At 72.9% G+C, this 23,071-nt stretch carries 22 protein-coding genes; 6 read left to right on the plus strand and 16 right to left on the minus strand.

Annotated elements, in window-relative coordinates:
* Positions 1-134: 134 nt before the first annotated feature.
* The gene (locus ACZ5K7_RS28860; protein ID WP_351705873.1) at positions 135-965 is read right to left on the minus strand and encodes an alpha/beta fold hydrolase; all 831 of its coding nucleotides are present in this window, start codon (positions 963-965) and stop codon (positions 135-137) included.
* 764 nt (positions 966-1,729) lie between these two features.
* Here ACZ5K7_RS28860 and ACZ5K7_RS28865 point away from each other — a divergent pair.
* On the plus strand, positions 1,730-2,491 hold the full coding sequence (locus tag ACZ5K7_RS28865) for a GntR family transcriptional regulator (protein ID WP_468917732.1): 762 nt from the start codon (positions 1,730-1,732) through the stop codon (positions 2,489-2,491).
* A 162-nt stretch (positions 2,492-2,653) separates the two neighbouring features.
* Here ACZ5K7_RS28865 and ACZ5K7_RS28870 read toward each other — a convergent pair whose 3' ends face one another.
* From ACZ5K7_RS28870 to ACZ5K7_RS28880, 3 genes are all read right to left on the minus strand, one after another.
* Positions 2,654-3,811, minus strand: coding sequence for an ROK family transcriptional regulator (locus tag ACZ5K7_RS28870; protein ID WP_351705867.1), 1,158 nt, complete (start codon positions 3,809-3,811; stop codon positions 2,654-2,656).
* A 101-nt stretch (positions 3,812-3,912) separates the two neighbouring features.
* A complete protein-coding gene (locus ACZ5K7_RS28875) occupies positions 3,913-4,563 on the minus strand; it encodes a response regulator transcription factor (protein ID WP_351705864.1) in 651 nt (216 codons plus the stop codon).
* A 14-nt stretch (positions 4,564-4,577) separates the two neighbouring features.
* Positions 4,578-5,732, minus strand: a complete 1,155-nt coding sequence (locus ACZ5K7_RS28880) for a sensor histidine kinase (protein ID WP_351705861.1) — start codon at positions 5,730-5,732, stop codon at positions 4,578-4,580.
* A gap of 109 nt (positions 5,733-5,841) precedes the next feature.
* Here ACZ5K7_RS28880 and ACZ5K7_RS28885 point away from each other — a divergent pair, with 109 nt between their 5' ends.
* Positions 5,842-6,765, plus strand: coding sequence for an ABC transporter ATP-binding protein (locus ACZ5K7_RS28885; protein ID WP_468917736.1), 924 nt, complete (start codon positions 5,842-5,844; stop codon positions 6,763-6,765).
* 2 nt (positions 6,766-6,767) lie between these two features.
* Positions 6,768-7,478, plus strand: coding sequence for an ABC transporter permease (locus tag ACZ5K7_RS28890; RefSeq protein WP_468917739.1), 711 nt, complete (start codon positions 6,768-6,770; stop codon positions 7,476-7,478).
* 32 nt (positions 7,479-7,510) lie between these two features.
* Here ACZ5K7_RS28890 and mug read toward each other — a convergent pair whose 3' ends face one another.
* From mug to ACZ5K7_RS28940, 10 genes are all read right to left on the minus strand, one after another.
* Positions 7,511-7,999, minus strand: coding sequence for a G/U mismatch-specific DNA glycosylase (gene mug, locus ACZ5K7_RS28895; protein WP_351705852.1), 489 nt, complete (start codon positions 7,997-7,999; stop codon positions 7,511-7,513).
* 65 nt (positions 8,000-8,064) lie between these two features.
* Positions 8,065-9,510 (minus strand): adenylosuccinate lyase, encoded by a 1,446-nt coding sequence (gene purB, locus ACZ5K7_RS28900; protein WP_468917741.1) that lies wholly within the window; start codon positions 9,508-9,510, stop codon positions 8,065-8,067.
* A gap of 188 nt (positions 9,511-9,698) precedes the next feature.
* Complete coding sequence (locus tag ACZ5K7_RS28905) at positions 9,699-10,037, minus strand: DUF4326 domain-containing protein (RefSeq protein ID WP_351705846.1); 339 nt, start codon at positions 10,035-10,037, stop codon at positions 9,699-9,701.
* A gap of 10 nt (positions 10,038-10,047) precedes the next feature.
* Positions 10,048-10,830, minus strand: a complete 783-nt coding sequence (locus tag ACZ5K7_RS28910; RefSeq protein WP_468917744.1) for an SGNH/GDSL hydrolase family protein — start codon at positions 10,828-10,830, stop codon at positions 10,048-10,050.
* A gap of 60 nt (positions 10,831-10,890) precedes the next feature.
* Positions 10,891-11,904 carry a hemolysin family protein gene (locus tag ACZ5K7_RS28915; RefSeq protein WP_351698252.1) on the minus strand — a complete coding sequence of 338 codons (1,014 nt, stop codon included), beginning with the start codon at positions 11,902-11,904 and terminating at the stop codon, positions 10,891-10,893.
* Positions 11,901-13,241: a hemolysin family protein gene (locus ACZ5K7_RS28920; RefSeq protein WP_351698254.1), complete on the minus strand. Its 1,341-nt coding sequence runs from the start codon at positions 13,239-13,241 to the stop codon at positions 11,901-11,903. The genes ACZ5K7_RS28915 and ACZ5K7_RS28920 overlap by 4 nt, the downstream gene beginning before the upstream one ends.
* A gap of 299 nt (positions 13,242-13,540) precedes the next feature.
* A complete protein-coding gene (locus ACZ5K7_RS28925) occupies positions 13,541-13,960 on the minus strand; it encodes a GNAT family N-acetyltransferase (protein ID WP_468917747.1) in 420 nt (139 codons plus the stop codon).
* A gap of 79 nt (positions 13,961-14,039) precedes the next feature.
* Complete coding sequence (locus ACZ5K7_RS28930) at positions 14,040-14,894, minus strand: LLM class F420-dependent oxidoreductase (RefSeq protein ID WP_468917749.1); 855 nt, start codon at positions 14,892-14,894, stop codon at positions 14,040-14,042.
* 42 nt (positions 14,895-14,936) lie between these two features.
* Complete coding sequence (locus ACZ5K7_RS28935) at positions 14,937-17,504, minus strand: ABC transporter permease (RefSeq protein WP_468917752.1); 2,568 nt, start codon at positions 17,502-17,504, stop codon at positions 14,937-14,939.
* Positions 17,505-17,508: 4 nt separating this feature from the next.
* The gene (locus ACZ5K7_RS28940) at positions 17,509-18,351 is read right to left on the minus strand and encodes an ABC transporter ATP-binding protein (RefSeq protein WP_351698262.1); all 843 of its coding nucleotides are present in this window, start codon (positions 18,349-18,351) and stop codon (positions 17,509-17,511) included.
* 140 nt (positions 18,352-18,491) lie between these two features.
* Between ACZ5K7_RS28940 and ACZ5K7_RS28945 the strand changes: the two genes are divergently transcribed.
* Entirely contained in the window at positions 18,492-18,743 is a 252-nt protein-coding gene (locus tag ACZ5K7_RS28945) for a toxin-antitoxin system HicB family antitoxin (protein WP_351698264.1), read from the plus strand.
* Positions 18,744-18,747: 4 nt separating this feature from the next.
* On the plus strand, positions 18,748-19,122 hold the full coding sequence (locus ACZ5K7_RS28950; protein WP_351698266.1) for a fic family toxin-antitoxin system, toxin component: 375 nt from the start codon (positions 18,748-18,750) through the stop codon (positions 19,120-19,122).
* A gap of 24 nt (positions 19,123-19,146) precedes the next feature.
* Here the strand turns inward: ACZ5K7_RS28950 and ACZ5K7_RS28955 are convergent, their stop codons facing one another.
* Together ACZ5K7_RS28955 and ACZ5K7_RS28960 are read right to left on the minus strand one after the other, a co-directional pair.
* Positions 19,147-19,830, minus strand: coding sequence for a class I SAM-dependent methyltransferase (locus ACZ5K7_RS28955; RefSeq protein ID WP_468917757.1), 684 nt, complete (start codon positions 19,828-19,830; stop codon positions 19,147-19,149).
* A 75-nt stretch (positions 19,831-19,905) separates the two neighbouring features.
* Positions 19,906-20,592 carry an esterase/lipase family protein gene (locus ACZ5K7_RS28960; protein ID WP_450972357.1) on the minus strand — a complete coding sequence of 229 codons (687 nt, stop codon included), beginning with the start codon at positions 20,590-20,592 and terminating at the stop codon, positions 19,906-19,908.
* A gap of 116 nt (positions 20,593-20,708) precedes the next feature.
* On the opposite strand from ACZ5K7_RS28960, the gene ACZ5K7_RS28965 reads away from it, so the two are divergent.
* Positions 20,709-22,889: a helix-turn-helix transcriptional regulator gene (locus tag ACZ5K7_RS28965; RefSeq protein ID WP_468917761.1), complete on the plus strand. Its 2,181-nt coding sequence runs from the start codon at positions 20,709-20,711 to the stop codon at positions 22,887-22,889.
* Positions 22,890-23,071: the final 182 nt, after the last annotated feature.

Genomic DNA, 23,071 nt, shown 5'->3' on the forward strand with positions numbered 1-23,071 from the left:
TGGTGGGCGCGGGGGTCGCCCTGGGCTCCGGAGCCCTGCCACACATCGGCCGACGGGCGCAGGCCGCCGCGGCCAGGTCCGGTGCGAGCCGGCGGCCGGGGACCGCCGACGCCGCACCCCGCGCCCGGCGACGCTCAGCGGCTGCCGTCCAGGATGACCCGTGCGACCAGCGCCGGGTCGTCGTTCATCGGGCAGTGGCCGCAGCCGGGCAGCCGGACCAGGCGGGCCTTGGGGATGATCTGCTTGGCCCGGACCCCCTGGCGGCGCACCAGCAGCATGTCCCGGGTGCCCCAGCCCACGGTGACCGGGATGCCGGGCACGTCGTCGGTGAACTGGACGGCGGACCCCGCCCGCAGGGTCTCGGCGAACCCGGTGGCCCCCGCGAGCGCGAGCGTCTCGGCGACCACGGCCTCGGGTGAACGGCGCGCCGGGCGGGCGTAGATGGTGCTGGTCAGGGCCGTCCGCCCGGCGGCCGTCCGGGACAGCCGCTCGACCAGCGGGAGCGGCAGCCGCTCCGCGATCCGCCGCATGGCGATGAGTACGCCGAAGGCGTAGCGCCGCTCGGCCTGTGTCCAGAATCCGGCGGGGGAGAGGGCGGTGACGGATCGTACGAGCTTCTCGCGGCCCAGCTCCAGGGCCAGCAGTCCGCCGAGCGAGTTGCCGGCCACGTGCGGCCGGTCCAGCTCCAGTGCCTCGAACAGGGCGGCGAGCACGGTGTTGGTCGTGGGCAGGTCGTAGGTGAGGCCCGCCGGCAGGCCGGGGGAGGCGCCGAAGCCGGGCAGGTCCACGGCGATCACGTCCCGCTCGGTCGCGAGGATGTCCACCACCGGGTCCCAGGCCTGCCGGTGATGCCCTATGCCGTGGATCAGGACCAGCGGCTCACCGCGGCCCACGCGCGCGTAGGAGACGGTCACGTCCTGTCGGCCCTGCGCGGCCGGGACTTCGAGCGAGACGGTGGCGGACATGGAGGCTCCTCGTCTGGGACATCGGCTGACGTCGTAGACAGCTTGTCAGCAATTGCTACTGGCGGGTAGTCCCCGATCGGTGTGTCGCGCCTCGGCGGCGGACGGCGTCACCCAACGCACCCTGCGCGGCTCCGGGTTGCCATCGGGATGCCCGACGTGCCGCATGAGCGTCAGTCGCGTCGGCAGCCGCACGTCCAAGGCCCCCGGGGTCGCCGGCCGGCAGTGGTCCGCGGATCATTCTGGGCCGAGCCCGCGGCGAACGGGGCGATTCCGGCGGAAGGGGGGAAACGTGTCGGATGGCGCGGGGGCGTGATCGGCGTTGCCGACGGTCCCGGTCGGTCCATCCCGTCCATCCGGTTCATTCCGTCCATTCCGTCCATTCCGTCCATTCGGTCCGACCGGGTCGTCCGCGTCATCCGGACCGTCCGCATCATCAGGACCGGCCGGACCGTTCGGGCCGTCCGCGTCATCCGTCGGACGAAGAGACAGTGGACCCTCGCCGCCCGCCCCTCGCCGCCCGCCGGCCCCGGCCGCCCCACGGTGCCCGCCGTGCGACGGGAGCTTTGCCGCAATGTCACGAAAACGCCCCCGTGCGAACGCCCCGTGAACGCTCCATGGCACCGCTTTCTATGCGCTGCCCATGGGATCGAGGATTGGTCTTGACCAAGGGTCTGCGTCGCCTTATGGTCGCAGATAAGTACAACAACCTTTAATAAACAAGGGCGCTAAAACGCCGCCGGACCACGGCGATTGCGGAGGACAGGGTGGGGACCACGCAGCTGGAATCGGTACCGGAACCGAAGTACTGGCATCTCAAGACCGTGCTCAGTGAGGCACTCGACTCGGAGTTCTCGGTCGGCGAGATCCTGCCCAACGAGCGCGACCTCGCCGCCCGCTTCGGCGTGGCCCGCGCCACCCTCCGACAGGCCCTCGAGCAGCTCGAACTGGAGGGTCGCCTCCAGCGCCGCCGCGGTGTCGGTACGACGGTGGCGCCCCCGCGCATGGGCGTGGCCGTCGGCACCGACCAGCACGCGTGGCCGGGCGCCCCCGAGGACGCCTGGCAGCCGGTCGACTGCACCCTCGCGGTGCCGCCCGCGGCCGTCGCGGCCGCCCTGGAGACCGGCTCGGAGGAGCCGGTGCACATCGTGCGCCGCTCCCGCGTCTCCCACGGCCAGCCCGTCGCCGCCGAGCTGCTCTACATCCCGGAGTCCTCGGTCCCGGACCTGACGGCGATCGACGCGCCGTCCGGAGCGGCCCGCGCGCGTGCCGTGCTGCGGGAGCTGCAGCGCCTGGCGCTGGAGGGGCAGGACAGCTCCGTGGAGCTCGGCTCGGCCCGCGCCGACGACGCCAAGGAGCTCGACCGCCTCCCCGGCGCCCCGGTCCTCGTCGTCACCACCCGCTTCCTCGCCGCCGGCCGCACCGCCGCGCTCTCCGTCGCCACGTACCGCGCGGACACCTGCCGGCTGACCTTCGGGGACTCCGGCGGCGTGGAGATCCACCACGGACCGGAGCGGCAGGCCTCGTAGCCACCGAACCGGAACAGGATGCGCCCCGGAACTCCTCCGGGGCGCGTCGCGTTTCACAGCGGCTGCACGGCTGCACGGCTGCACGGCTGCACGGCTGCACGGCTGCACGGCTGCACGGCTGCACGGCTGCACGGCTGCACGGCTGCACGGCTGCACGGCTGTTCAGCGGCGCGCTGTGACCGTCCCGTCCACCGCGAACAGCTGCTCCTCCACATGGTCGAGGGCGAGCCGCAGCGCGCCGGTCGCCACCGCCGCCTCGCCGAGGAGGGAGAGAGCCACCCTCGGCGGGCGCAGACAGTAGCGGGCGAGTTCGCGGCGCAGCGGCTCCAGGACACCGTCGAGCCCCGCCGCCCAGCCGCCTATCACCACCAGCTCCGGATCGAGGGCCAGCGCGAGCGCGGCCACGTCGTGGACCAGCCGCTGGATGAACCGGTCGACCGCGGCCCGCGCCCGCGTGTCCCCCTTCCTGGCCAGCGCGAACACCTCGGCGACCGCCTGTTCGTCCAGCGGGTGCAGCGGTTCGTCGGTGGTGGACAGCAGCGTCTCCGGGGTCACCTCCCGGCCCAGCAGATGCAGCGCTCCGATCTCCCCGGCCGCCCCGCCGTAGCCCCGGTGCAGCCGTCCGCCGATCAGCGAACCGGCGCCCGGACTCAGCCCGGCCAGCACCATCACCACGTCGTCGGACTCGGTGGCCGCGCCCTTCCAGTGCTCGGCCACGGCCGCCGCGTTGGCGTCGTTCTCCACCAGCACCGGGCACTTGAAGGACCGGCTCAGCCGCTCGCCGAGCCGCAGTCCCGTCCACTGGGGCAGCGCGGTGCCCAGCCGCACCCGGCCGTCCGCCTCGACGATGCCCGGCGTGCCGACCCCGACGGCCCGCAGCGAACTGCGCGGCACCCCGGCCCGGCGCAGCAGTTCGGCGACCGCGGTGCGCAGCCGCTCCAGCCGCTCGTCCGCGTCGGCCGTCTCGTCCACGTCCTTGGCCTGCGCCCCCAGTATCCGGCCGTCCAGGTCGGCCAGGAGCGCGGCGACGCGGTGCGGGCCGATCTCCAGGCCCAGCAGATGCCCGGCCTCGGCCCGGAACCGGAACCGCCGAGCCGGCCGCCCCTGCCGCCGGGTGGCGCCCTCCTCGGCCGCCTTCTCGACGACCAGACCGGCCTCGATGAGCCCCTCGACGACCCCCTCGACGGTCGGCCGGGACAGTCCGGTCACCCGGGTGATCTCGGTCAGGGTCGCGGAGTCCGTGGCACGCAGCGCGTGCAGCACCACCGCGGAATTGATCCTCCGCAGCAGCGACGGATCACCGCCGGTCAGTCCCGCCAACGTCCGTCCTCCCAGCTAGCCCTGCGTGTTGGCCGGATCGTACTTCGGTAGCGACGACCCCGGCGAGTGCCTGGCGCCCCCTACCTGTCGAGGATCCGCGATCAGCGGGGCACGACGAACCCCGACTCGTACGCCGCGATCACCGCCTGCGTCCGGTCCCGCGTCCCCAGTTTCGCCAGGACGGCACCCACATGGGACTTCACGGTCTCGGTGCCGACGATCAGCCGCCCGGCGATCTCGGAGTTGGACAGCCCCTGCGCCATGAGCCGCAGCACCTCGGCCTCCCGCTCGGTCAGCCGCGCCCACCGAAGCGCGTCCCGCTCGCCGTCCCCGCCGTACCGGGCGGCGAGTTGCCGTACCGAGGCCGGGAAGAGCAGCGACTCGCCCTCGGCGACCAGCCGCACCGCGTGCACGATCTCGGCCGGCCGGGCCCGCTTCAGCAGAAACCCGTCGGCACCCGCGCGGAGCGCCTCGTACACGTACTCGTCGTCCTCGAACGTCGTCACCACCAGGATCTTCGGTGGTTCAGCGACCGTGCGCAGCACCGCACGCGTGGCCTCGATCCCGTCGAGCAGCGGCATCCGTACGTCCATCGCCACCACGTCCGGCCGCAACCGCCGTACCAGCGGGATGACCGCCGCCCCGTCGGCGGCCTCGCCGACCACCTCGATGTCGGGCTGGGTCTCCAGCACGGCGCGCAGACCCGCCCGTACGAGGGGTTCGTCGTCGACGAGGAGAACGGTGACCGGCATCCGGCCAGGGTAGATCAGCGCACCGGCAGCTCGGCGTGCACCTGCCAGTCGCCCCCGTCCGGTCCGGTGCGCGCGCTGCCCCCGAGCAGGGCCGCGCGCTCGCGTATCCCCCGCAGCCCACTGCCCCGCCCGGGCCCCGGTATCCGGCCCGGCAGCGGATTGCGCACCTCCAGCCCGAGCAGCCCGCCGCCCACGGTCACCCGGACCCGCACGGGCACGGCCCCCGCGTGCCGCAGCACGTTGGTGAGCGACTCCTGGAGGATCCGATAGCCCTCCCGGGAGACCGGACCCGGCACCGTCTCCAGCGGACCGGTGACCTCCGCGTCCACCTTCGCGCCCGAGGCCCGCGCCGACTCCAGGAGCCGGTCGGCGTCGATGAGCGTGGGCCGCGCGTGCACCGGCTGCCGGGACTCGCGCAGTACACCCAGCACGCGCTCCAGATCCTCCAGCGCGCTCCGGCCGGTCTCCTCGATGGCCGCCAGTGCCCGGTCGGTGAACTCCGGACTCCCCGCCGCCCGGGCCGCACCGGCCTGTACGACCGCCACCGTCAGGGCGTGCCCGATGGAGTCGTGCAGCTCGCGCGCGATACGGGTGCGCTCCAGCAGTTGCTCGGTGCGCTCCTCCAGGGCCGCGAGCCGCTCGGCGGCGGACGGGCCGAGCAGCCGCCGGGCCAGCGCGGTCACCAGCTCGCCGAAGCCGACGACGGCGCCGTAGAGGGCGACCAGCGGGAGCGGGACCAGCAGGGCGTACGCCCAGTGCGGCTGGGCCGTGTCCAGGAGCGGGAAGCCGCCGGGCACCTGACCCGCCGCCAGCCGGCCGAGGTCGAACGCGATGGCCGGAAGCCACACCGAGGCCAACGCGCCCGCCGAGCCGACGACCATCCGCGCCTCCAGCCACAGCACCGTGCGCCACCGGTCGCGCCAGGTCGCCGACGGCGCCTCGGAGATCCCCGAATCCTCCTCGCCGGGCGTGAGCAGCAGCCGCGCCTGCACGCCCTCGCCCCGGCGCACCGCGGGGATCAGCCCGACCGGAACCAGCACCAGCGCGGGCACCCACGGGGTCGACGGGTCGATGAAGAGCCACAGGCTGACGACGAGCAACGGCACCCACAGATGCAGCAGGCGCGTGTACGTCGTCCCCCGCAGCAGCGGGCGTAGAAAGCGGGCCATGCGGACATCCTGGCAGGGCCTACTGACAACGGCCCTCCCCCGAGCGGGGGAGAGAGTCTCCACCGGCGGGGGAGGAGTCCAACCCCGCCGACCCGCCAGGGTGTTGGCCATGACCAGCATCGACGTGCACGAACTCACCAAGGAATACGGCGGTCGCCGGGCCGTGGACCAACTCACCTTCACCGTCCGCCCCGGCCGTGTCACCGGCTTCCTCGGCCCCAACGGCGCCGGCAAGTCCACCACCCTGCGACTCGTCCTCGGCCTCGACCACGTCACCTCCGGAACCGCCACGGTCGGCGGCCGCCCCTACCCGGAACTCCGCGAACCGCTGCGCCGCGTGGGTGCCCTGCTCGACGCCGACGCGGCGCACGGCTCCCGCACCGGACACGACCATCTGCGTGCCCTCGCGGTGAGCAACCGGATCCCGGCCGGCCGGGTCGAGCGGATGCTGGAGGAGACGGGTCTCGCCCCCGTCGCCCGGCGCCGGACACGGACGTACTCCCTGGGCATGCGACAGCGGCTCGGGATCGCCGCCGCCCTCCTCGGCGATCCCGAGGTGGTCCTCCTGGACGAGCCCGCCAACGGACTCGACCCCGAAGGCATCGTCTGGATCCGCGAGTTGCTGCGTCGGCTGGCGGCGGACGGGCGCACGGTCCTGGTCTCCAGCCATCTGATGAACGAGACGGCGTCCTTCGCGGACCACCTGATCGTCCTCGGCCGCGGCCGGCTCCTCGCCGACACCCCGATCCGGGACTTCATTCACGCGCGCGTACGGCCCGCGGCGAAGGTCCGCACCACCGACGACGAACGACTCGGCGACCTCCTCGCCCGGCATGGCTACGAGGCGGAGCGCGGCCCGGACGGGACCTGGACCGTACGGCACGCGCGTGTGGAGGACATCGGCCACCTGCTGGCCGACGCGCGCGTGCCCGTCCTCGAACTCACCCAGGAGGAGGCCACGCTGGAGCAGGCCTACCTCGATCTGACGTCGGCGGAAGCCGAGTTCACCGCCGTCCGTCATCAGGAGGCCTGACCATGCCGTTCCAGCCCGTACTGCACGCCGAGTGGATCAAGATCCGTACGGTGCGCTCACTCGTGGGCGGTCTGTGCGCCGTGCCGCTCGCCACGGCCGTGTTCTCCGGCCTCACGGCCGCCGGTTCCCACGGCCCCGACCCGCTGTTCTCCGCGTTCGCCGGCGTCTCCTTCGGACAGATCGCGGCGGTCGCCTTCGGTGCGACGGCCGTCTCGTCCGAGTTCCGGGGCGGCGCGCTGCGGCTGACCCTGTCCGCGGTGCCCGACCGCCGGCGCTGGTTCGCGGCGAAGGCCACGGCGATCGCGCTGCCGGTGCTCGCCGTCGGTCTGCTCACCGGCCTCGTCACCCTCGTCCTGGGCGAAGCCCTGCTCGGGGCCGACGGGCCGACCTGGTCCGAAGGACTGCGCGGCGCCCTGGGCTGCGGCGTCTACCTGACGCTGATGGCCCTGCTCGCGGCGGGACTGGCGGCCGTCCTGCGCAGCGGGACCGCGACGCTCGGCATCCTGGTCCCGTTCCTGCTGGTCGTGTCCTTCGTGATCGGCGACCTGGCCGCCGGCGGCGCCGACCTGCTGCCCGACCGGGCCGGTCAGGCCGTCCTGCACAGCGCCCGGGACGGGGCCCTGGGGCCCTGGACCGGACTGGCGGTGACCGCGGTGTGGACGGCGGGCGCACTGCTCGCCGGAGCCCGCAGCGTGCGCCGACGGGACGCCTGACGTCCCGCAACCGCCCTTCCACCGGCGAGCGGCTAGCCCTCGGCCGCCTCCCGCAGCCGCCCGAACTCCTGCGCCATCGTCGCCGCCGTCCAGTGCGCGTTCAGTCCGCTGGGGTTCGGCAGCACCCACACCCGGGTGTCCCCGATCAGCCGCTCCTGCGGCCCCACCTGGGCCGTCCGGTCGCCGAACGCGGCCCGGTAGGCCGTGACGCCCACCACCGCCAGCCATCCCGGCCGCACCCGGGTCACCTTCGCCGTCAGCAGCCGGCCGCCTTCGGTGTACTCCGCCGCCGTCAGTTCGTCGGCGCGCGCGGTCGCCCGCGCCACCACGTTCGTGATGCCGAGCCCGTACGACAGCAACTCGCCCTGTTCCGCGGGCTTCAGCAGCCTCGGAGTGAACCCGGACAGGTGCAGCACCGGCCAGAAACGGTTGCCGGGACGGGCGAAGTGGTGGCCCGTGGCCGCCGTCATCAGGCCGGGGTTGATGCCGCAGAACAGGACGTGCAGGCCGTCCGCGATCACGTCCGGGACGAGACGATCGCGGGCGGCCTCCAGTTCTGCCGCGGTGAAGCGAGGGGAGCGGCTGGTCAGAGGATCGCTCCGGGGGTGTAGCCGGCGGCCTCCGGGTGCTGCTTGGCGATCTCCTCGATCCGGCCGACGACGGCACCGACCTGCGCGGCGGCCGCGCCCGTGAAGGACAGCTTGTCGGCCATCAGGGCCTTCAGCTGCTCCCGGTCGAGCGGCAGCCGCTCGTCGGCGGCCAGCTTGTCGAGCAGGTCGTTGCGCTCGGCGCCCTGCTCACGCATCGCCAGCGCGGTGGCGACGGCGTTCTCCTTGATCGCCTCGTGCGCGACCTCACGCCCGACGCCCGCCCGCACCGCGCCCATCAGCACCTTGGTGGTGGCGAGGAAGGGCAGATAGCGGTCCAGCTCGCGGGCGATGACGGCGGGGAACGCGCCGAACTCGTCGAGGACCGTCAGGAAGGTCTCCAGCAGACCGTCCAGCGCGAAGAACGCGTCCGGCAGGGCCACCCGGCGCACCACCGAGCAGGACACGTCGCCCTCGTTCCACTGGTCGCCCGCCAGCTCGCCGGTCATCGAGGCGTAGCCGCGCAGGATCACCATGAGGCCGTTGACGCGCTCGCAGGACCGCGTGTTCATCTTGTGCGGCATCGCCGAGGAACCGACCTGGCCCGGCTTGAAGCCCTCGGTGACCAGCTCGTGTCCGGCCATCAGCCGGATCGTCTTGGCCAGGGAGGAGGGGGCGGCGGCCAGCTGTACGAGCGCGGTCACGACCTCGTAGTCCAGCGACCGCGGGTACACCTGGCCGACCGAGGTGAAGGCCTGCGAGAAGCCCAGGTGCCGCGCGATCCGGTTCTCCAGCTCGGCCAGCTTCGCCGCGTCCCCGCCCAGCAGGTCCAGCATGTCCTGGGCGGTACCGACCGGGCCCTTGATGCCACGCAGCGGGTAGCGGCCGAGCAGCTCCTCGACCCGGCCGTACGCCACCAGCAGCTCGTCGGCGGCGGTCGCGAAGCGCTTGCCGAGGGTGGTCGCCTGCGCGGCCACGTTGTGGGAGCGGCCGGCCATGACCAGCTCCGCGTACTCACCGGCCAGCTTGCCCAGCCGTGCCAGGACGGCCACCGCACGGTCGCGCACCAGCTCCAGCGAGAGCCGGATCTGCAGCTGCTCGACGTTCTCCGTCAGGTCGCGGGAGGTCATGCCCTTGTGCACGTGCTCATGCCCGGCGAGGTCGTTGAACTCCTCGATCCGCGCCTTCACGTCGTGCCGCGTGACCTTCTCGCGCTCGGCGATGGAGGCCAGGTCGACGGTGTCGAGGACCCGTTCGTAGTCGTCGATCGCCGCGTCCGGCACCTCGATCCCGAGGTCCTTCTGGGCCCGCAGCACGGCGAGCCAGAGCTGCCGCTCCAGCTTCACCTTCTGCTCGGGCGACCAGAGCGTGGCGAGCTCGGCGGAGGCGTAGCGTCCGGCGAGGACGTTCGGGATGCGGGGCTTGGCGGGGGCGGCAGAAGTCACGTGTACGGATTCTACTGGCGGTTCCTGCAGGCCAACGCCACAGGTCCGCTCGTGCGAAGCTACGAGAGCCGGGTCACGGCCGGCCCGGGTCCTCCGGACCGGCCCGGCGGCATGGGCCACCCGGCGGCACGGGCCACCCCGCGGGACGGACCGGCCCGGCGGCACGGGCCACCCCGCGGGACGCGGCCCTAGGAGGCCTCGGCCAGCTCCGCCAGGACGTCCGCGTGGCACGGCTCGGGCGCGCACCAGCACGCCAGGGTCTTCCCCCGCAGCTCGGCCACCAGCTCCAGCAGTTCGGGTCGCTCCAGCAGATACGCCCGGTACATCGCCATCACCTCGGCCCGGGTGCCGTCCCGCCTCTTCTTCGGAGTGTCGTAGGCGAAGGGGTTGCGGAGCGGGTGGCGGGGCAGGTCCCAGCCGCCCATGGTCCAGCGGCGGCCGACGTAGACGACGTCCTCGGGGGCGTGTTCCAGCCGGGGGCCGAACTCATGGATCCGGCCCCTGACATTGATCACCCGCGTGGACACAGGACCCACGCTATGCCTCGTACGGCAGCAGCTCCGGCCGCTTCGGCGCGCGGCCGTCGCCCGAGGAGCGGCCGGTCAGACGGCGGCCTATCCACGGCAGCAGGTACTGCCTGGTGAAGCGGGCGTCCTCGACCCGGCGCGCGACCCAGCCCGGCGGTGGCGTGGCCGGCATCGGCGTGTGCCACTCGCTGTCCTCGGCCTCGTAGCCGAGGGTCTGCCAGACCGCCTCGGCGACCCGGCGGTGCCCCTCGGCCGTCAGGTGCAGCCGGTCCACGTCCCACATCCGGGGGTCGGCCAGCGAGGGGGCGCCGTACAGGTCGACCACGAGGGCGCCGTGCTGCCCGGCGAGGTCCTCGACGCAGGCGAACAGCTCCTCCATGCGCGGCCGGAAGCGTTCGAGGACCGGGCCCTGGCGGCCGGGGCTGCGCATCAGCACCAGCTGCTCGCAGGCCGGCGTCAGCCGCTCCACCGCCTCGGTCAGCAGGTCCCGGACCCGGCCCATGTCGCACTTGGGGCGCAGGGTGTCGTTGAGGCCGCCGACCAGCGTGATCACGTCGGGCCGCATCGCGGCCGCCACGTCCACCTGCTCCGCGACGATCTGGCCGATCAGCTTCCCGCGCACCGCGAGGTTCGCGTACTGGAAGCCGGGCGTGCGGGCGGCCATCCGTCCGGCGAGGACGTCGGCCCAGCCCCGGTAGGAGCCGTCGGCCTTCAGGTCGGACATGCCCTCGGTGAACGAGTCGCCGATCGCGACCAGACTGGAGTGTGCGGGAAGCACAGGGTTCTTCTGCATGGCGACGGAAATGGTATCCCGGGGCGCATACCCGTCGGTCGGTCGCTCCCCGGTACGGATCTACGCGTGCTGCCCGAACAGCTCCCGCAGCACGTCCTCCATCGTCACCAGCCCCGCCAGCAGTCCGTCGTCGCCGAGCACGCCCGCCAGATGGGTGCGGCTGCCGCGCATCGCGGTGAGCACGTCGTCCAGCGGGGTGTTCTCCCGCACCCGCGCGATGGGCCGCATGTCCCGCAGCCGGAACGCCTCGTCCCGGGGCGAGGCGTCCAGCGCGTCCTTGACATGCAGATAGCCGACGATCCGCCGCCCCTCGTCGACCACCGGGAACCGGGAGAACCCCGACTCCGCCGACAGCCGCTCCAGCTCCTCGGGGGTGACGCCCACGCGCGCGTAGACGACACGTTCCAGCGGTACCACCACGTCCCGCACGGGCCGGCGGCCCAGCTCCAGGGCGTCGTGCAGCCGCTCCTGGGCCCGGTCGTCGATCAGGCCCGCCTCGCTGGCGTCCTTGACGATCTCGGCGAGTTCGGTGTCCGTGAAGGTCGCCGCGACCTCGTCCCTGGTCTCCACCCGCAACAGTTTGAGCAGCCCGTTCGCGAAGGCGTTCACCGTGAAGATCACCGGGCGCAGCGCCCGGGAGAGTGTGACCAGGGGCGGTCCGAGCAGCAGCGCGCTGCGCACGGGCTCGGCGAGCGCGACGTTCTTCGGCACCATCTCGCCGAGCAGCATGTGCAGATAGGTCGCCAGGGCCAGCGCGATCACGAAGGACACGGCATGGCCGGCCCCCTTGGGCACGCCGACCGCGTGGAACACCGGCTCGAGCAGATGGGCGATGGCCGGCTCGGCGACCACGCCCAGTACCAGCGTGCACAGGGTGATGCCGAGCTGGGCGGCGGCCAGGAGCGCGGACACGTGTTCCAGGCCCCACAGCACGCTCTTGGCGCGCCGGTCGCCGGCCTCGGCGTGCGGCTCGATCTGGGAGCGGCGCACGGAGATCAGCGCGAACTCGGCGCCCACGAAGAAGGCGTTGACGACCAGCGTCGCGAAACCGATCAGCAGCTGTACGACGGTCACCGGCGCCCCTCCCGCTTCTGCTCCTGCTCGTCGGCGAGCGGCGCGTGCAGCAGCACCCGGGCCGCCCGCCGTCCCGACGCGTCCACCACGTCGAGCCGCCACCCCGCGACCTCGACGGCGTCCCCGGTCTCGGGTATCCGCCCCAGCTCGGCCGCGACCAGCCCGGCCAGCGTCTCGTACGGCCCCTCGGGCGCCCTCAGGCCGACGCGCGCGAGCTGGTCCATACGGGCCGCGCCGTCCGCCGAGTAGAGCGTGCGGCCCTGCTCGTCGGCGCCCGCGGGGGCGAGATCGGGCGTCTCGTGCGGATCGTGCTCGTCGCGGACCTCGCCGACGACCTCCTCGACGATGTCCTCCAGGGTGGCGACCCCGGCCGTACCGCCGTACTCGTCGATGACGACCGCCATGGTGCGCCGGCCGCCGAGCCGGTCCAGGAGGCGGTCGACGGTGAGGGACTCGGGGACCAGCAGCGGCTCGCGCATCACCTGGGCCACCCGGACGCGCGCCCGCTCCGCCACGGGCAGGGCCACGATGTCCTTGATGTGGGCGGTGCCGACGACCGAGTCCAGGCTTTCGCGGTAGACCGGGAAGCGGGACAGCCCGGTCGCCCGGGTCGCGTTCGCCACGTCCTCGCAGGTCGCCCTGACCTCCAGGGCGACGACCTGGACGCGCGGGGTCATCACGTTCTCCGCGGTGAGGTCGGCGAGGTTCAGGGTGCGCACGAACAGCTCGGCGGTGTCCGGCTCCAGCGCACCCGCCTTGGCGGAGTGCCGGGCCAGCGCGGCCAGCTCCTGGGGCCCGCGCGCGGAGGCCAGCTCCTCGGCGGGCTCCACACCGAACCGTCGTACCAACCGGTTCGCGGTGTTGTTCAGGTGCGTGATGAACGGCCGGAAGGCCGCGCTGAACCAGCGCTGGGCGTTGCCCACCCGCCTGGCCACGGCCAGCGGCGAGGAGATCGCCCAGTTCTTGGGCACCAGCTCGCCGACGACCATCAGGAACACCGTGGACAGCGCGGTGCCGATCACCAGCGCGAGCGAGCTCGCCGCCGACCGGGCGATGCCCACCGCCTCCAGCGGACCGGCCAGCAGCTTGGCGATCGACGGCTCGGCGAGCATGCCGACCACCAGATTGGTGACCGTGATGCCGAGCTGCGCCCCCGAGAGCTGGAACGTCAGCTGCCGTACGGCCTTGAGGGCGCCCGCCGCCCCGCGCTCGCCACGCTCCGCGGCACGCTCCAGTTCACCGCGACCCACCGTGGTCAGCGAGAACTCGGCGGCGACGAAGGCACCGCAGGCGAGCGAGAGCAGGATCGCCACCAGCAGGAGGAGCACTTCGGTCATCGGGTCACCTCCGTCCCATGATCGGACAGGGCGGCCGGGACCGCGCGGTAGTGCCGGGACGGAGGACCGGGAGGCTCGCCCATGGGCGGAGCTCACACACCTTTCATCGAGGAACGGGACGATCCCCCAATGGTAAAGGATCGGCAAAGCGTGTCACTCGGAGGCCTCCGTCGGCGCGTGCCCGCGTCGCCCACCCGGCCGTACGGCCCGGTCCTCGGCGACGGCAGGCAGCTTCGGCCGTCGAGCCGTGGTTGGCCGTGGTTGGCCGTGGTGGCTCGCACACGTCGCCTTTCCTGCCTCTACAGGGGCTTGACCCAGCGTCGCCAGTGGTCCTCGCGGTGGTAGCCGGCGGCGGCCCAGGCGTGGTGGGCCTGTTCGTTGGCTTCCAGGACCATGGCGTCGACGCGTCGTCCGCCCAGGGTGGCGAAGCGTTGTTCCGCGGCCTCCAGCAGGGCGGTGGCGATGCCCTGCCGGCGGTGGTCGGGGTGTACGGCGAGCCGGTAGGCGGAGCAGCGCCATCCGTCGAAACCGGCTATGACGGTTCCGGCGAGGAGGCCGTCAAGCTCGGCGAGGAGCAGGGCTTCGGGGTCTCGGGTGAGAAGCCGCGTCACTCCGTCGTGGTCGTCGCTGATGCTCGTTCCTTCCGCGGCGTCACGCCAGAACCGCAGCACGGCGTCGATGTCCGAGAGGGTGGCGGGCCGGATGCGCAGATCGCTCATGGGATGAGCCAAGCAGGGCGCCGCTCCGTCTGGCGAACGGGTTTCCATGAGCCGCGAGCCCGTCGGCGGAAGTCCGCGGTCACTCTGACAGCTCCGCCAGCACCGGCGCGAAGGCCTCCATGTACGGCTCCAGGACGGTCAGATAGGAGAACCCGTACCGCTCGCGCAGCCCCCGCACCCGCCCGACGACCTCCTCCACGGTGCCGACGAGGACCGTGGGCAGGGCGAGGGCCTGTGCCAGGGTCAGCTCGGGCCGCCGCTCCAGGAGCGGGCCGAGTGCGGAGTGCGGGTCGTCGGTGACCGCCACGATCTGGATGAGCAGGTTCCGTTCGGCGGGTTCCGGGCGGCCCGCCGCCAACTCCCCGTAGCGGGCGACCCGTTCGTCGAGTTCCGCCGCTGGGACCGGCTCCAGGCGGCCCTCCGTGCTTCCCGGTGTCAGACGGGCCCCGGCGAAGGCCGCGATGTCCGCGTGCTCGGCGGTCAGCCGCAGCATCCGGTCGCCGTTGCCGCCGATCAGCAACGGCACCCGGCACTCGTCTGACGTGAGCAACTCCTCGACCGTGCGCCGCAGATGGTCCACCCGCTCGCGCGGCGAGCCGAAGGGCAGACCGGCTCGCTCGTGCTCCGCCTGTACGTAGCCGGTGCCGAGCCCGAGTTCGAGACGGCCGCCGGTCAGCGCGGCGGTCGTCGCCACCTCGCGGGCCAGCAACACCGGGTTCCAGAAACCCGCGTTGAGCACGAAGGTGCCGAGGCGGGGCCGTTCGGTCGCCCCGGCCGCAGCGACCAGCGCCGGGAAGGGCGCCGGCATCCCCAGATGGTCGGGGACGAGGAGCACGTCGTAGCCGAGTTCCTCGGCGCGCCGGCACTTCTCGCGCCACTCGTCGGCCGACGCGGGCGTGAGCAGGTTGACCCCGAAGCGGAACGGGCGCGGCATGAACTCTCCTCAGCGGTCCGGGACGTGAGAGCCACGATTCCATCACTCGTGCGCGATGGCCGCCAGCACGTTCATGCGCGACGCGCGCAACGCCGGCAGCAGCGCCGCCACGATGCCCACGACCGCCGAGCCGATCACCACCGCGACGATCGTGCCCCACGGGATCGCCAGCGCCTTCATGCCCTGGAGGGCCAGCACCTGCTGGGTGCACACGCCCCACACCAGGCCGAGCGCGAGTCCCAGCACCGCGCCGAACACCGCGATCACCACCGACTCCAGCCGGATCATCCGGCGCAGCTGCCGCCGGCCCAGCCCGATCGCGCGCAGCAGCCCGATCTCCCGGGTGCGCTCCACGACCGACAGGGCGAGCGTGTTGACCACGCCGAGCACGGCGATCACGATCGCCAGCCCCAGCAGCGCGTACACCAGGTAGAGCAGCACGGCGATCTGGTCGTGGACCAGCTTCTTGTAGTCGGCCTGGTCGCGGACCTGCACCTGCGGGAACGGCGCGAGGGTCTTCTCCAGGTTCGCGCGGAGCCGGTCCGCACTCGTGCCCGGGGCGTGGTTGACGTACAACGACGAGTCCTGGCCGCCGGGGACGTACTTCTCCACGGTGGCGATGCCGAAGAACAGCCCGCCCTGGGTGCCGAAGCCGCTGCCGCTGTCCTGGTCGGTGAGGGCGCCCACCTTCATCTCGGCGCTCTTCCCGCCCTGGAACTCGACCGGCAGCACGCTGCCGAGGCGCACCTTGTGGTCCGCGGCGAAGGTGGCGTCCATGCCGATACTGCCGTCGGCCAGCGCGGCCGCGGTGTCGCCGCCCTTGTAGGCGACATGGGCGACCTCGTCGACCTGCTGGTCGTACCCGGCGGCGGTCGTGGTGACCCGCTTGCCGTCCGGCAGCCGTACCGCCACCGGCGCGAACCGCTGCCGTACGACGAGACCCACGCCCTCGGTGCCGCGCACCTTGTCGGTGACCTCCTGGGTGAACGGGAGGAAGTTGCCGTTCTGGACGATGAAGTCGGCGCCCAGCGTCTTGTCGATCTGCTGGTCGAAGGAGCTGGACATGGATGCGCTGGCCACCGACATCCCGCCGACCAGGGCGAGCCCGACCATGAGCGCGGCGGCGGTGGCGCCGGTGCGGCGCGGGTTGCGCAGGGCGTTGCGCTGGCTCATCCGGCCCACCGAGCCGAAGAGCGCGGGGAAGGCCCCGCCGAGGACCCGGATCACCGGGCGTACCAGCAGCGGGCCCGCGATGACCGTCGCGAGCAGCGTCAGTACCACGCCGAGGCCCAGCAGCGAGGCGGCCGAGGCGGTCTTCGTGGCCGCCGCACAGCCCGCGAGGGCCGCTGCCCCGAGCGCCCCGACGACCGCGCCCACGATCGCCCGCGTCCTCAACGGCTTGCCCACCCCGGCGATCTCGGCGTCCGCGAGCGCCGCCATCGGCGACACCGTGGCCGCGCGCCGGGCGGGCAGATAGGCGGCGACGAAGGTGACGCCGACGCCCACCACGTAGGCGGCGACCGGGGTGCCCCAGCCGATGACCATCTCGGTGGTCTTGAGGTTCATCCCGAACGCGCTCATCAGCTTGATCAGCCCGAGCGCCAGCCCGATGCCGGCGCCCAGACCCAGCGTCGAACCGACCAGCCCGAGCAGCACCGCCTCGGTGAGCACGGACCGCCGTACCTGACGCCGGTCGGCGCCCAGCGCGCGCAACAGGCCCAGCTCGCGGGTGCGTTGGGCGATCAGCATGGAGAAGGTGTTGACGATCAGGAAGACGCCCACGAGCGTGGCGATGCCGGCGAACCCGAGCATCACGTACTTGATGACGTCGAGGAAGCCGCCCAGGTCCGCGGCGGAGGACTTCGCCTGCTCGTCGGCGGTCTTCAGGTCGTACGTCCCGGTGCCGATCGCCTCGCCGATCCGGTGCTTCAGCTCGGCGTCCGGGACGCCCGGCGCCGCGTCCACCGAGATGCTGGTGGCCCGGTCGGCGGAGCCGAGCAGTTCCTTCGCGGCGACCGACGGGTCGAGAAAGACCAGGGCCGCACCGGGGTTGGTGGTGGTGAAGGTGGCGATGCCGACGATCTCCACCTCGAAGGTGCCGGGCTGGGCCTGCACGGTCAGGGTGTCGCCGACGCGCACGTGCTTCTTGTCGGCGGTGTCCGCGTCGAGGAGTGCCTGGCCCGCGCCCTGCGGGGCGTGCCCCGAGGTGAGCTTCACGGGGCTACGACGGGTGAGGTACCAGTCGGTGGCGATGGTCGGGGCGCCGGTGGTAGGGCCGACCGACTTGTTGTGGCTGTCGACCACCACGATGTTCTGCACGGAGACGTCCGCGTGGGTGTCCGCGACCCCGTCGACCTTGGCGACCTGTTCCTGCAGCGCGGCCGGTACAGTCTGGACGGCGCCGGTCGGCACCGACGACTTGAGGTCCTCCTTCGGCTCCACGGTCACATCGGCGGAGGTGGAGGCGAACAGCCGGTCGAAGGTACGGGTGACGGTGTCGGAGAAGATCAGGCTGCCCGCGACGAATGCCACGGACAGGACGATGGCCAGCGCGGACAGCAACAGCCGTCCCTTGTGGGCCAGGAAGCTCCGCAGGGTTGCCTTGAGCACCGGGTCAGTCCTCCTCGGGCCCCGCGGACCCGTGTCCCACGTCGGATCCGGGGGGCTGGGGCCGCGCGGCGGAGCCGTCGGTGTCACCGCCCCCGGAGAAGAGGCGCATGCGTTCCAGTACGGCGTTCGCCGTCGGTCCTTCCATCCGGTCCACCATCCGGCCGTCCGCGAGGAAGAGCACCAGGTCGGAGTGGGCGGCGGCGCCCGGGTCGTGGGTCACCATGACGACCGTCTGCCCGAGCTGGTCGACCGCGTCCCGCAGAAAGCCCAGCACCTCGAGACCGGCTCGCGAGTCCAGGTTGCCGGTCGGCTCGTCGGCGAAGATCAGCTCCGGCCGGGAGGCCAGCGCCCGCGCGCAGGCCACCCGCTGCTGCTGGCCGCCGGACAGCTGCGCGGGCCGGTGCTTGAGCCGGTCCCGCAGCCCCAGCGTGTCGATGACCTGGTCCAGCCACTTCTCGTCGGGCTTCCTGCCCGCGATGTCCATGGGCAGCGTGATGTTCTCGGCCGCGTCGAGCGTCGGGATCAGGTTGAACGACTGGAACATGAACCCGATCCGGTCCCGGCGCAGCCGCGTCAGCTCGCGATCCCGCAGCCCCGTTATCTCGGTGCCGCCGAGCCAGACCTGACCGGCCGACACGGTGTCCAGCCCCGCCAGACAGTGCATCAACGTGGACTTGCCGGAGCCCGACGGGCCCATGACCGCGGTGAAGCGGCCGCGTGCGATGTCCACGTCCACCGAGTCCAGTGCGAGCACGGCCGTCTCACCCGCACCGTACGCCTTGGTGAGCCCGCGGGCGCGGGCCGCGACCCCGTCGGCGGCAGGCGCCTCCGCAGCTGCTGTGGACAAGACTGCCTCCCCGATCACCTGACGGTCACCCGACCTCTTTGTCCGGGTCGAGCGTAGTGTGACCCGCCCCACAGGCGGTATTACTTTTCGGTTCCGATGCGGACTTGCCGCTGCTAGCGCAACCGCGCTAGCGTCTAGGTATGGCGAAGACCCAGCTGAACGTACGCGTGGACGAGGGCACCGCCAAGGCGGCCCGCGAGCGCGCCCTCGCGCGCGGCATGAGCGTCAACCGCTACATAGAGGAACTGGTCATGCAGGACACAGGTGAAGCGGGCCGTACGTTCGTCGAGGCCGCCGCCGACTTCATGAAGCAGTACGAGTCCGTCTTCGCGGAGGAATTCGGCGAAGCGCAGGGTCCCGATACGTCTGACAAGACCGAAGGCCGTCACTGATCCCTTGAGCGACCTGACCATCGACCTCGCCTGGCTCCTCATGCTCGCCGAGCAGAAGACCCCGGGGGACCCCCAGGTCACCGACTGGGGTGCGCTGATCGCGGCCGTCGCCAGGCACCAGGCCGAGATATTCGACGTCCCCGTCTACGACACCCCGCAGGCCCGCGCCGCCGCCCTGCTCCAACTCCTCATCCACGTCCCGGCCCTCGAGCGTTCGAACGCCCTCTTCGCGTCCTCGGTCGCCTACGCCTATCTGGTCGCCAGCGGCCTCAAGGTCGCCACCTCGCCCGAACAGGTCCGCGATCTGGCCCGGTTGGTGAAGACGGGCGAGGCCAGCGTGTCCGACATCGCGGAGGAGCTGCGCCGCTGGAGCCTGTGAGCGGGGCTCGGGTCAGGAATCCGCTCACGACTCCAGGGGTTTGCGTGCGACGCCCAGCACGCAGTAGGAGGACGGCAGCCGCAGACCGTTCTCCGGCACGAACACCCGCCGGTACGGACCGAGTTCGAACCCGGCCGCGCGCAACTCGGCGACCGGCTCACGGGACAGATGGCAGCCGCCGCTCAGCAGCGGCCACACCGTCCGGTCCAGCGCCCGCTGGGTGAACAGCATCGCCGGGCCGCCGCCCCGCCCGTGCTCGAAGAACCGCAGCTCACCGCCCGGCCGCAGCACCCGCCGTACCTCCGAGAGCGCCCGCCGGACATCCCGCACACTGCACAGCACCAGCGAGAGCACCGCCGCGTCGTAGGCCTCGCTCTTCACCGGCAGCGCCTCCGCCGCGCCCGGTACCACGTCCACCGGGACCTCGGCGCGGACCGCGGCCTGTGCCGCCAACTGCCGCAGGGAACGCTCCGGTTCGATCGCGACGACCTCCGCCACCGACCCGGGGTACCGCGCGAAATTGAGCCCGTTGCCCGCGCCGATCTCGATCACCCGGCCGGACAGCCCGGAGAGCAGCCGCTCCCGGGTCGCCGCCATACCGAGCCTGGTCTCGGCGGCCACACTGCAGCGGGCGTAGAAACGGGCGAACAGCGGGTGGTGGACGGGATCGCGCACCGGGTTCCCGGCACCGGTGGACATCAGCCGCATGACGATACCTCCCGACGGGAGCAGGTCTACGGTGATTGTCCCCCGCGAAGGCCCGCCGCACCCCCCGCCGCCCGATCAGGCGATGAAGTCCCGCACCTGCTGGTAGACACCGTGGTCGTCGTTCATGTCGGTGTGCGAGATGCAGCCGACGCCGACGTTGGTCGCCCCGCTCAGCAGCGCCGAGGAGTCCGGGTCGATCGCCGCGTCGCAGTTCGACCAGTACGCGGCGTACGAGACGCTGCCGGGCGTCTCGTCACCGGAGTTCAGAGCGGTCAGGAAGGAGCTGCCGGTCGTCATCTCCTTGCAGGACGTGTACAGCCACCCGCACAGCGAGGCGACGCTCGTCCCGTGGTTCACCCCGGCGACCGACACGAAGTCGTCCACGTACGAGGTCCCGCCGAGGTTCTTGAGGTAGTAGCGGCTGTTCAGCGCGCCCATGGAGTGGACCACCAGGTCCACCTTCGAGGCGCCGGTCTGGGAGAGCACGGTCTGGATGTAGCTCGACAGCTGGGAAGCCGTGGTGACGTTCGACTTCGTCCAGTCGTACGACCACGCGTACAGCTGGGAGGACGAGTAGCCGTCCGCCTCGAAGTCCGCGATCCAGGTGTTCCAGCTGCTGGAGTCGCTGCTGAGGCCGTGCACGAAGACGACCGGGTCGTGGCTCGCCGCCTGCGCGGGAGTGGTGGCCAGGGGGAGTGACAGAAGGAGCGAACCGGCTATCGCCGTCAGAGCGGTTGCGATGCGACGCTTGGCGCGTCCCATGATGCCTCCTGAAACAGGTGGGGTTGTTCAGGAGTGTCGGGACGGGTCTACGCGCGCCGCATCGGTGAAGTCGCCAGTCTTTACGAGTCAACTAACTCGCCAGTAACGTCTTTCGTGTGGTGATACCGGTGAATCCCCCACCTCTTGACCGCACTTCGCCACCGCAGACGTCCGACGCGGGGCCATGCCCCGTATCGGCGCTCCCCGAGGGTGTACGCGCCCGGGTGCGACGCGTCGTATACGAAGATCAGCGCGCCGTGGCCGAACTCGTGCCGCGTCTCACCGCACGGCAGACGGCGGGACTCGACCCGCTGCCGGCCGAACCGGCCGAACTCGCCCCGCGGCTGCTCCATGCCCTGCGCCGGGAGATCCGTGCCCTGCCCGACGACACCCGCCGGCTGCTGCTCCTCGCCGCGGCCGACCAGTACCCGGTCGCCACCCACGCCTTCCTGCGCGCGGTCACGGCCGGCCGGCTCGACACCCGCCCCCTGGAGGCCGCCGAGGCCGCCGGGGTCGCCCATGCCGGTGCCGGCGGGGTGTTCTTCCGGGACGCCTGGACCCGGATCGCCGCGTACGGGACCGCCTCACCGGCCGACCGGCGCGAGGCCCACCAGCTGCTCGCCCGGGTGCTGGGCGGCAAGGGCGAGGCGACCCGCCGCTCCTGGCACCGGGGCGCCGCCGCGCTCGGCCCCAGCGCCCGGCTCGCCGCGGAACTCCGGACCGCCGCCGACCGGGCCCGTACCGAGGGCAGACCCGCGCTCGCCCGCGCCCTCGCCGAACGCGCCGCCGACCTCTGCCCGGACCCGGCGGCGGAGGCCCGGCTGCTCGCCCTGGCCGCCGCCGACGCCTGGCGCTCCGGAGAGCCCGACCGGGCGAGACGGCTCGCCGCCCGTACGGACGACTCAGCCCTCGACGGCGTCCTCGCCCTCAGAGCCGGCAACGCCTCGGAGGCGTTCGACGCCCTGCTCACCGCCGCCGTCCGGCAGGAACGTTCCGTCGACTCCGCCGGACTCCTCGCCCTCGCCACCGAGGCCGCCGTCTACACCGGCGACCTGAGACGCTGCCGCGAGGCCCATGACCTCGCCCGGTGGCTGGGCCTCTCCCCGCCCGGCATCCTCGCCGGACTCACCGCCGCCGTCGAGGGCCGCTACGACGACGCCCGGATCCTCCTCGAGGGCACCGCCGGCCGCTGCGGACCAGGCGGCGACCCCGGTCTGCTGATCCACTCCGGCATGGCCGCGCTGATGCTCGGCGACCCCACCCGCGCCGCCACCGCCACCCTCCGGGCCGCCGCCTCGGCCCGCGCCCACGGCATCCCGGCGACGGCCGCACAGGCCATGGAGTTCCGCGCCTACGCCGACTTCTGGACCGGCCGCACCCGGGCCGCCGAGGCCGCCGTCCAGGAGGCCCTGGGCCAGGCCCACGCCACCGGGCAGGACAACGGGGCCTGCCATCTCCAGGCCGCGCTCGCCATGTTCGCCGCCGTCCGGGGCGACGAGGAGGCCTGCCGCGAGCGCACCGCCGCCGTCCGCTCCCACGCCCTGGCGCACGGGCTCGGCCTCCCGGCCGCCCTCGCCCAGTGGGCGCTCGCCTTCCTCGACCTCACCAACGGCCGCTTCCCCGCTGCCGCCGCCCGGCTGCGCGCCCTCGCCGGGTTCGGCCCCGGACACGGTCACCGCGCCATCCGGCACCTGGCCACCCCGCACTACGTCGAAGCCGCCGTCCGCACCGGCAACACCCGGGTCGCCCGCGCAGCGCACGCCGACTACCACCGCTGGGCCACCGCCGTCCGCAGCACCGACGACCTGGCGCTCAGCGCCCGCTGCCGGGCCCTGCTCGCCCCCGGCGCCGAGGCCGTCCAGCACTACCGTGCCGCCCTCGACCTGCATGCCCGGGGCACCCGGGACTTCGAACGGGCCCGTACCGAGCTGCTGTTCGCCGGAGCCCTGCGCCGGCTGCGGCAGCGCCCCGAGGCCCGGGACCGGCTGCACAGCGCGCTGGCCGCCTTCGAGTCCTTCGGCGCCCCGCACTGCGCCGCCCAGGCCCGTGCCGAACTACGCGCGCTGGGCACGGCGTTGACACCTGCCACCACCGGTGCGCCCGACCCGGCCGCCGTCCTCACCGCCCAGCAGCTCATGGTCGCCCGGATGGCCGCCGAGGGCGCCACCAACCGCGAGATAGCCGACCGCCTCAACCTCAGCCCGCGCACCATCGACCACCATCTGCGGGGGGTCTTCAGCCGGTTGGGGATCCGATCCCGGATCGAACTGGTACGGCTGCTCGGCGAGTCGCCCTAGGTCCGTCTAGGTCCGTCGGTCGGGTGCGGCGCCATCGTGGGGGGGGGGGGGGGGGGGGGGGGGGGGGGGAGGGGGGGGGGAGGGGGGGGGGGGGGGGGGGAGGGGGGGGGAGGGGGGGGGGGGGGGGGAGGGGTGGGGGGGGGGGGGGGGGAGTGGGGGGGGGGGGGGGGGAAAAACGCAGT

Source organism: Streptomyces sp. NPDC031497 (assembly GCF_055580905.1).

Coding starts and splice junctions, on each gene's coding strand:
- ACZ5K7_RS28930 (WP_468917749.1), bottom strand. CDS start 14,894: ATGCCGCGCCCGTTCCGCTTCGGGGTCAACCTGCTCACGCCCGCGTCG.
- ACZ5K7_RS28945 (WP_351698264.1), top strand. CDS start 18,492: ATGGCGAAGACCCAGCTGAACGTACGCGTGGACGAGGGCACCGCCAAG.
- ACZ5K7_RS28920 (WP_351698254.1), bottom strand. CDS start 13,241: ATGACCGAAGTGCTCCTCCTGCTGGTGGCGATCCTGCTCTCGCTCGCC.
- ACZ5K7_RS28880 (WP_351705861.1), bottom strand. CDS start 5,732: ATGGCCCGCTTTCTACGCCCGCTGCTGCGGGGGACGACGTACACGCGC.
- ACZ5K7_RS28910 (WP_468917744.1), bottom strand. CDS start 10,830: ATGCAGAAGAACCCTGTGCTTCCCGCACACTCCAGTCTGGTCGCGATC.
- ACZ5K7_RS28875 (WP_351705864.1), bottom strand. CDS start 4,563: ATGCCGGTCACCGTTCTCCTCGTCGACGACGAACCCCTCGTACGGGCG.
- ACZ5K7_RS28860 (WP_351705873.1), bottom strand. CDS start 965: ATGTCCGCCACCGTCTCGCTCGAAGTCCCGGCCGCGCAGGGCCGACAG.
- ACZ5K7_RS28955 (WP_468917757.1), bottom strand. CDS start 19,830: ATGCGGCTGATGTCCACCGGTGCCGGGAACCCGGTGCGCGATCCCGTC.
- ACZ5K7_RS28890 (WP_468917739.1), top strand. CDS start 6,768: ATGCCGTTCCAGCCCGTACTGCACGCCGAGTGGATCAAGATCCGTACG.
- ACZ5K7_RS28960 (WP_450972357.1), bottom strand. CDS start 20,592: ATGGGACGCGCCAAGCGTCGCATCGCAACCGCTCTGACGGCGATAGCC.
- ACZ5K7_RS28925 (WP_468917747.1), bottom strand. CDS start 13,960: ATGAGCGATCTGCGCATCCGGCCCGCCACCCTCTCGGACATCGACGCC.
- ACZ5K7_RS28885 (WP_468917736.1), top strand. CDS start 5,842: ATGACCAGCATCGACGTGCACGAACTCACCAAGGAATACGGCGGTCGC.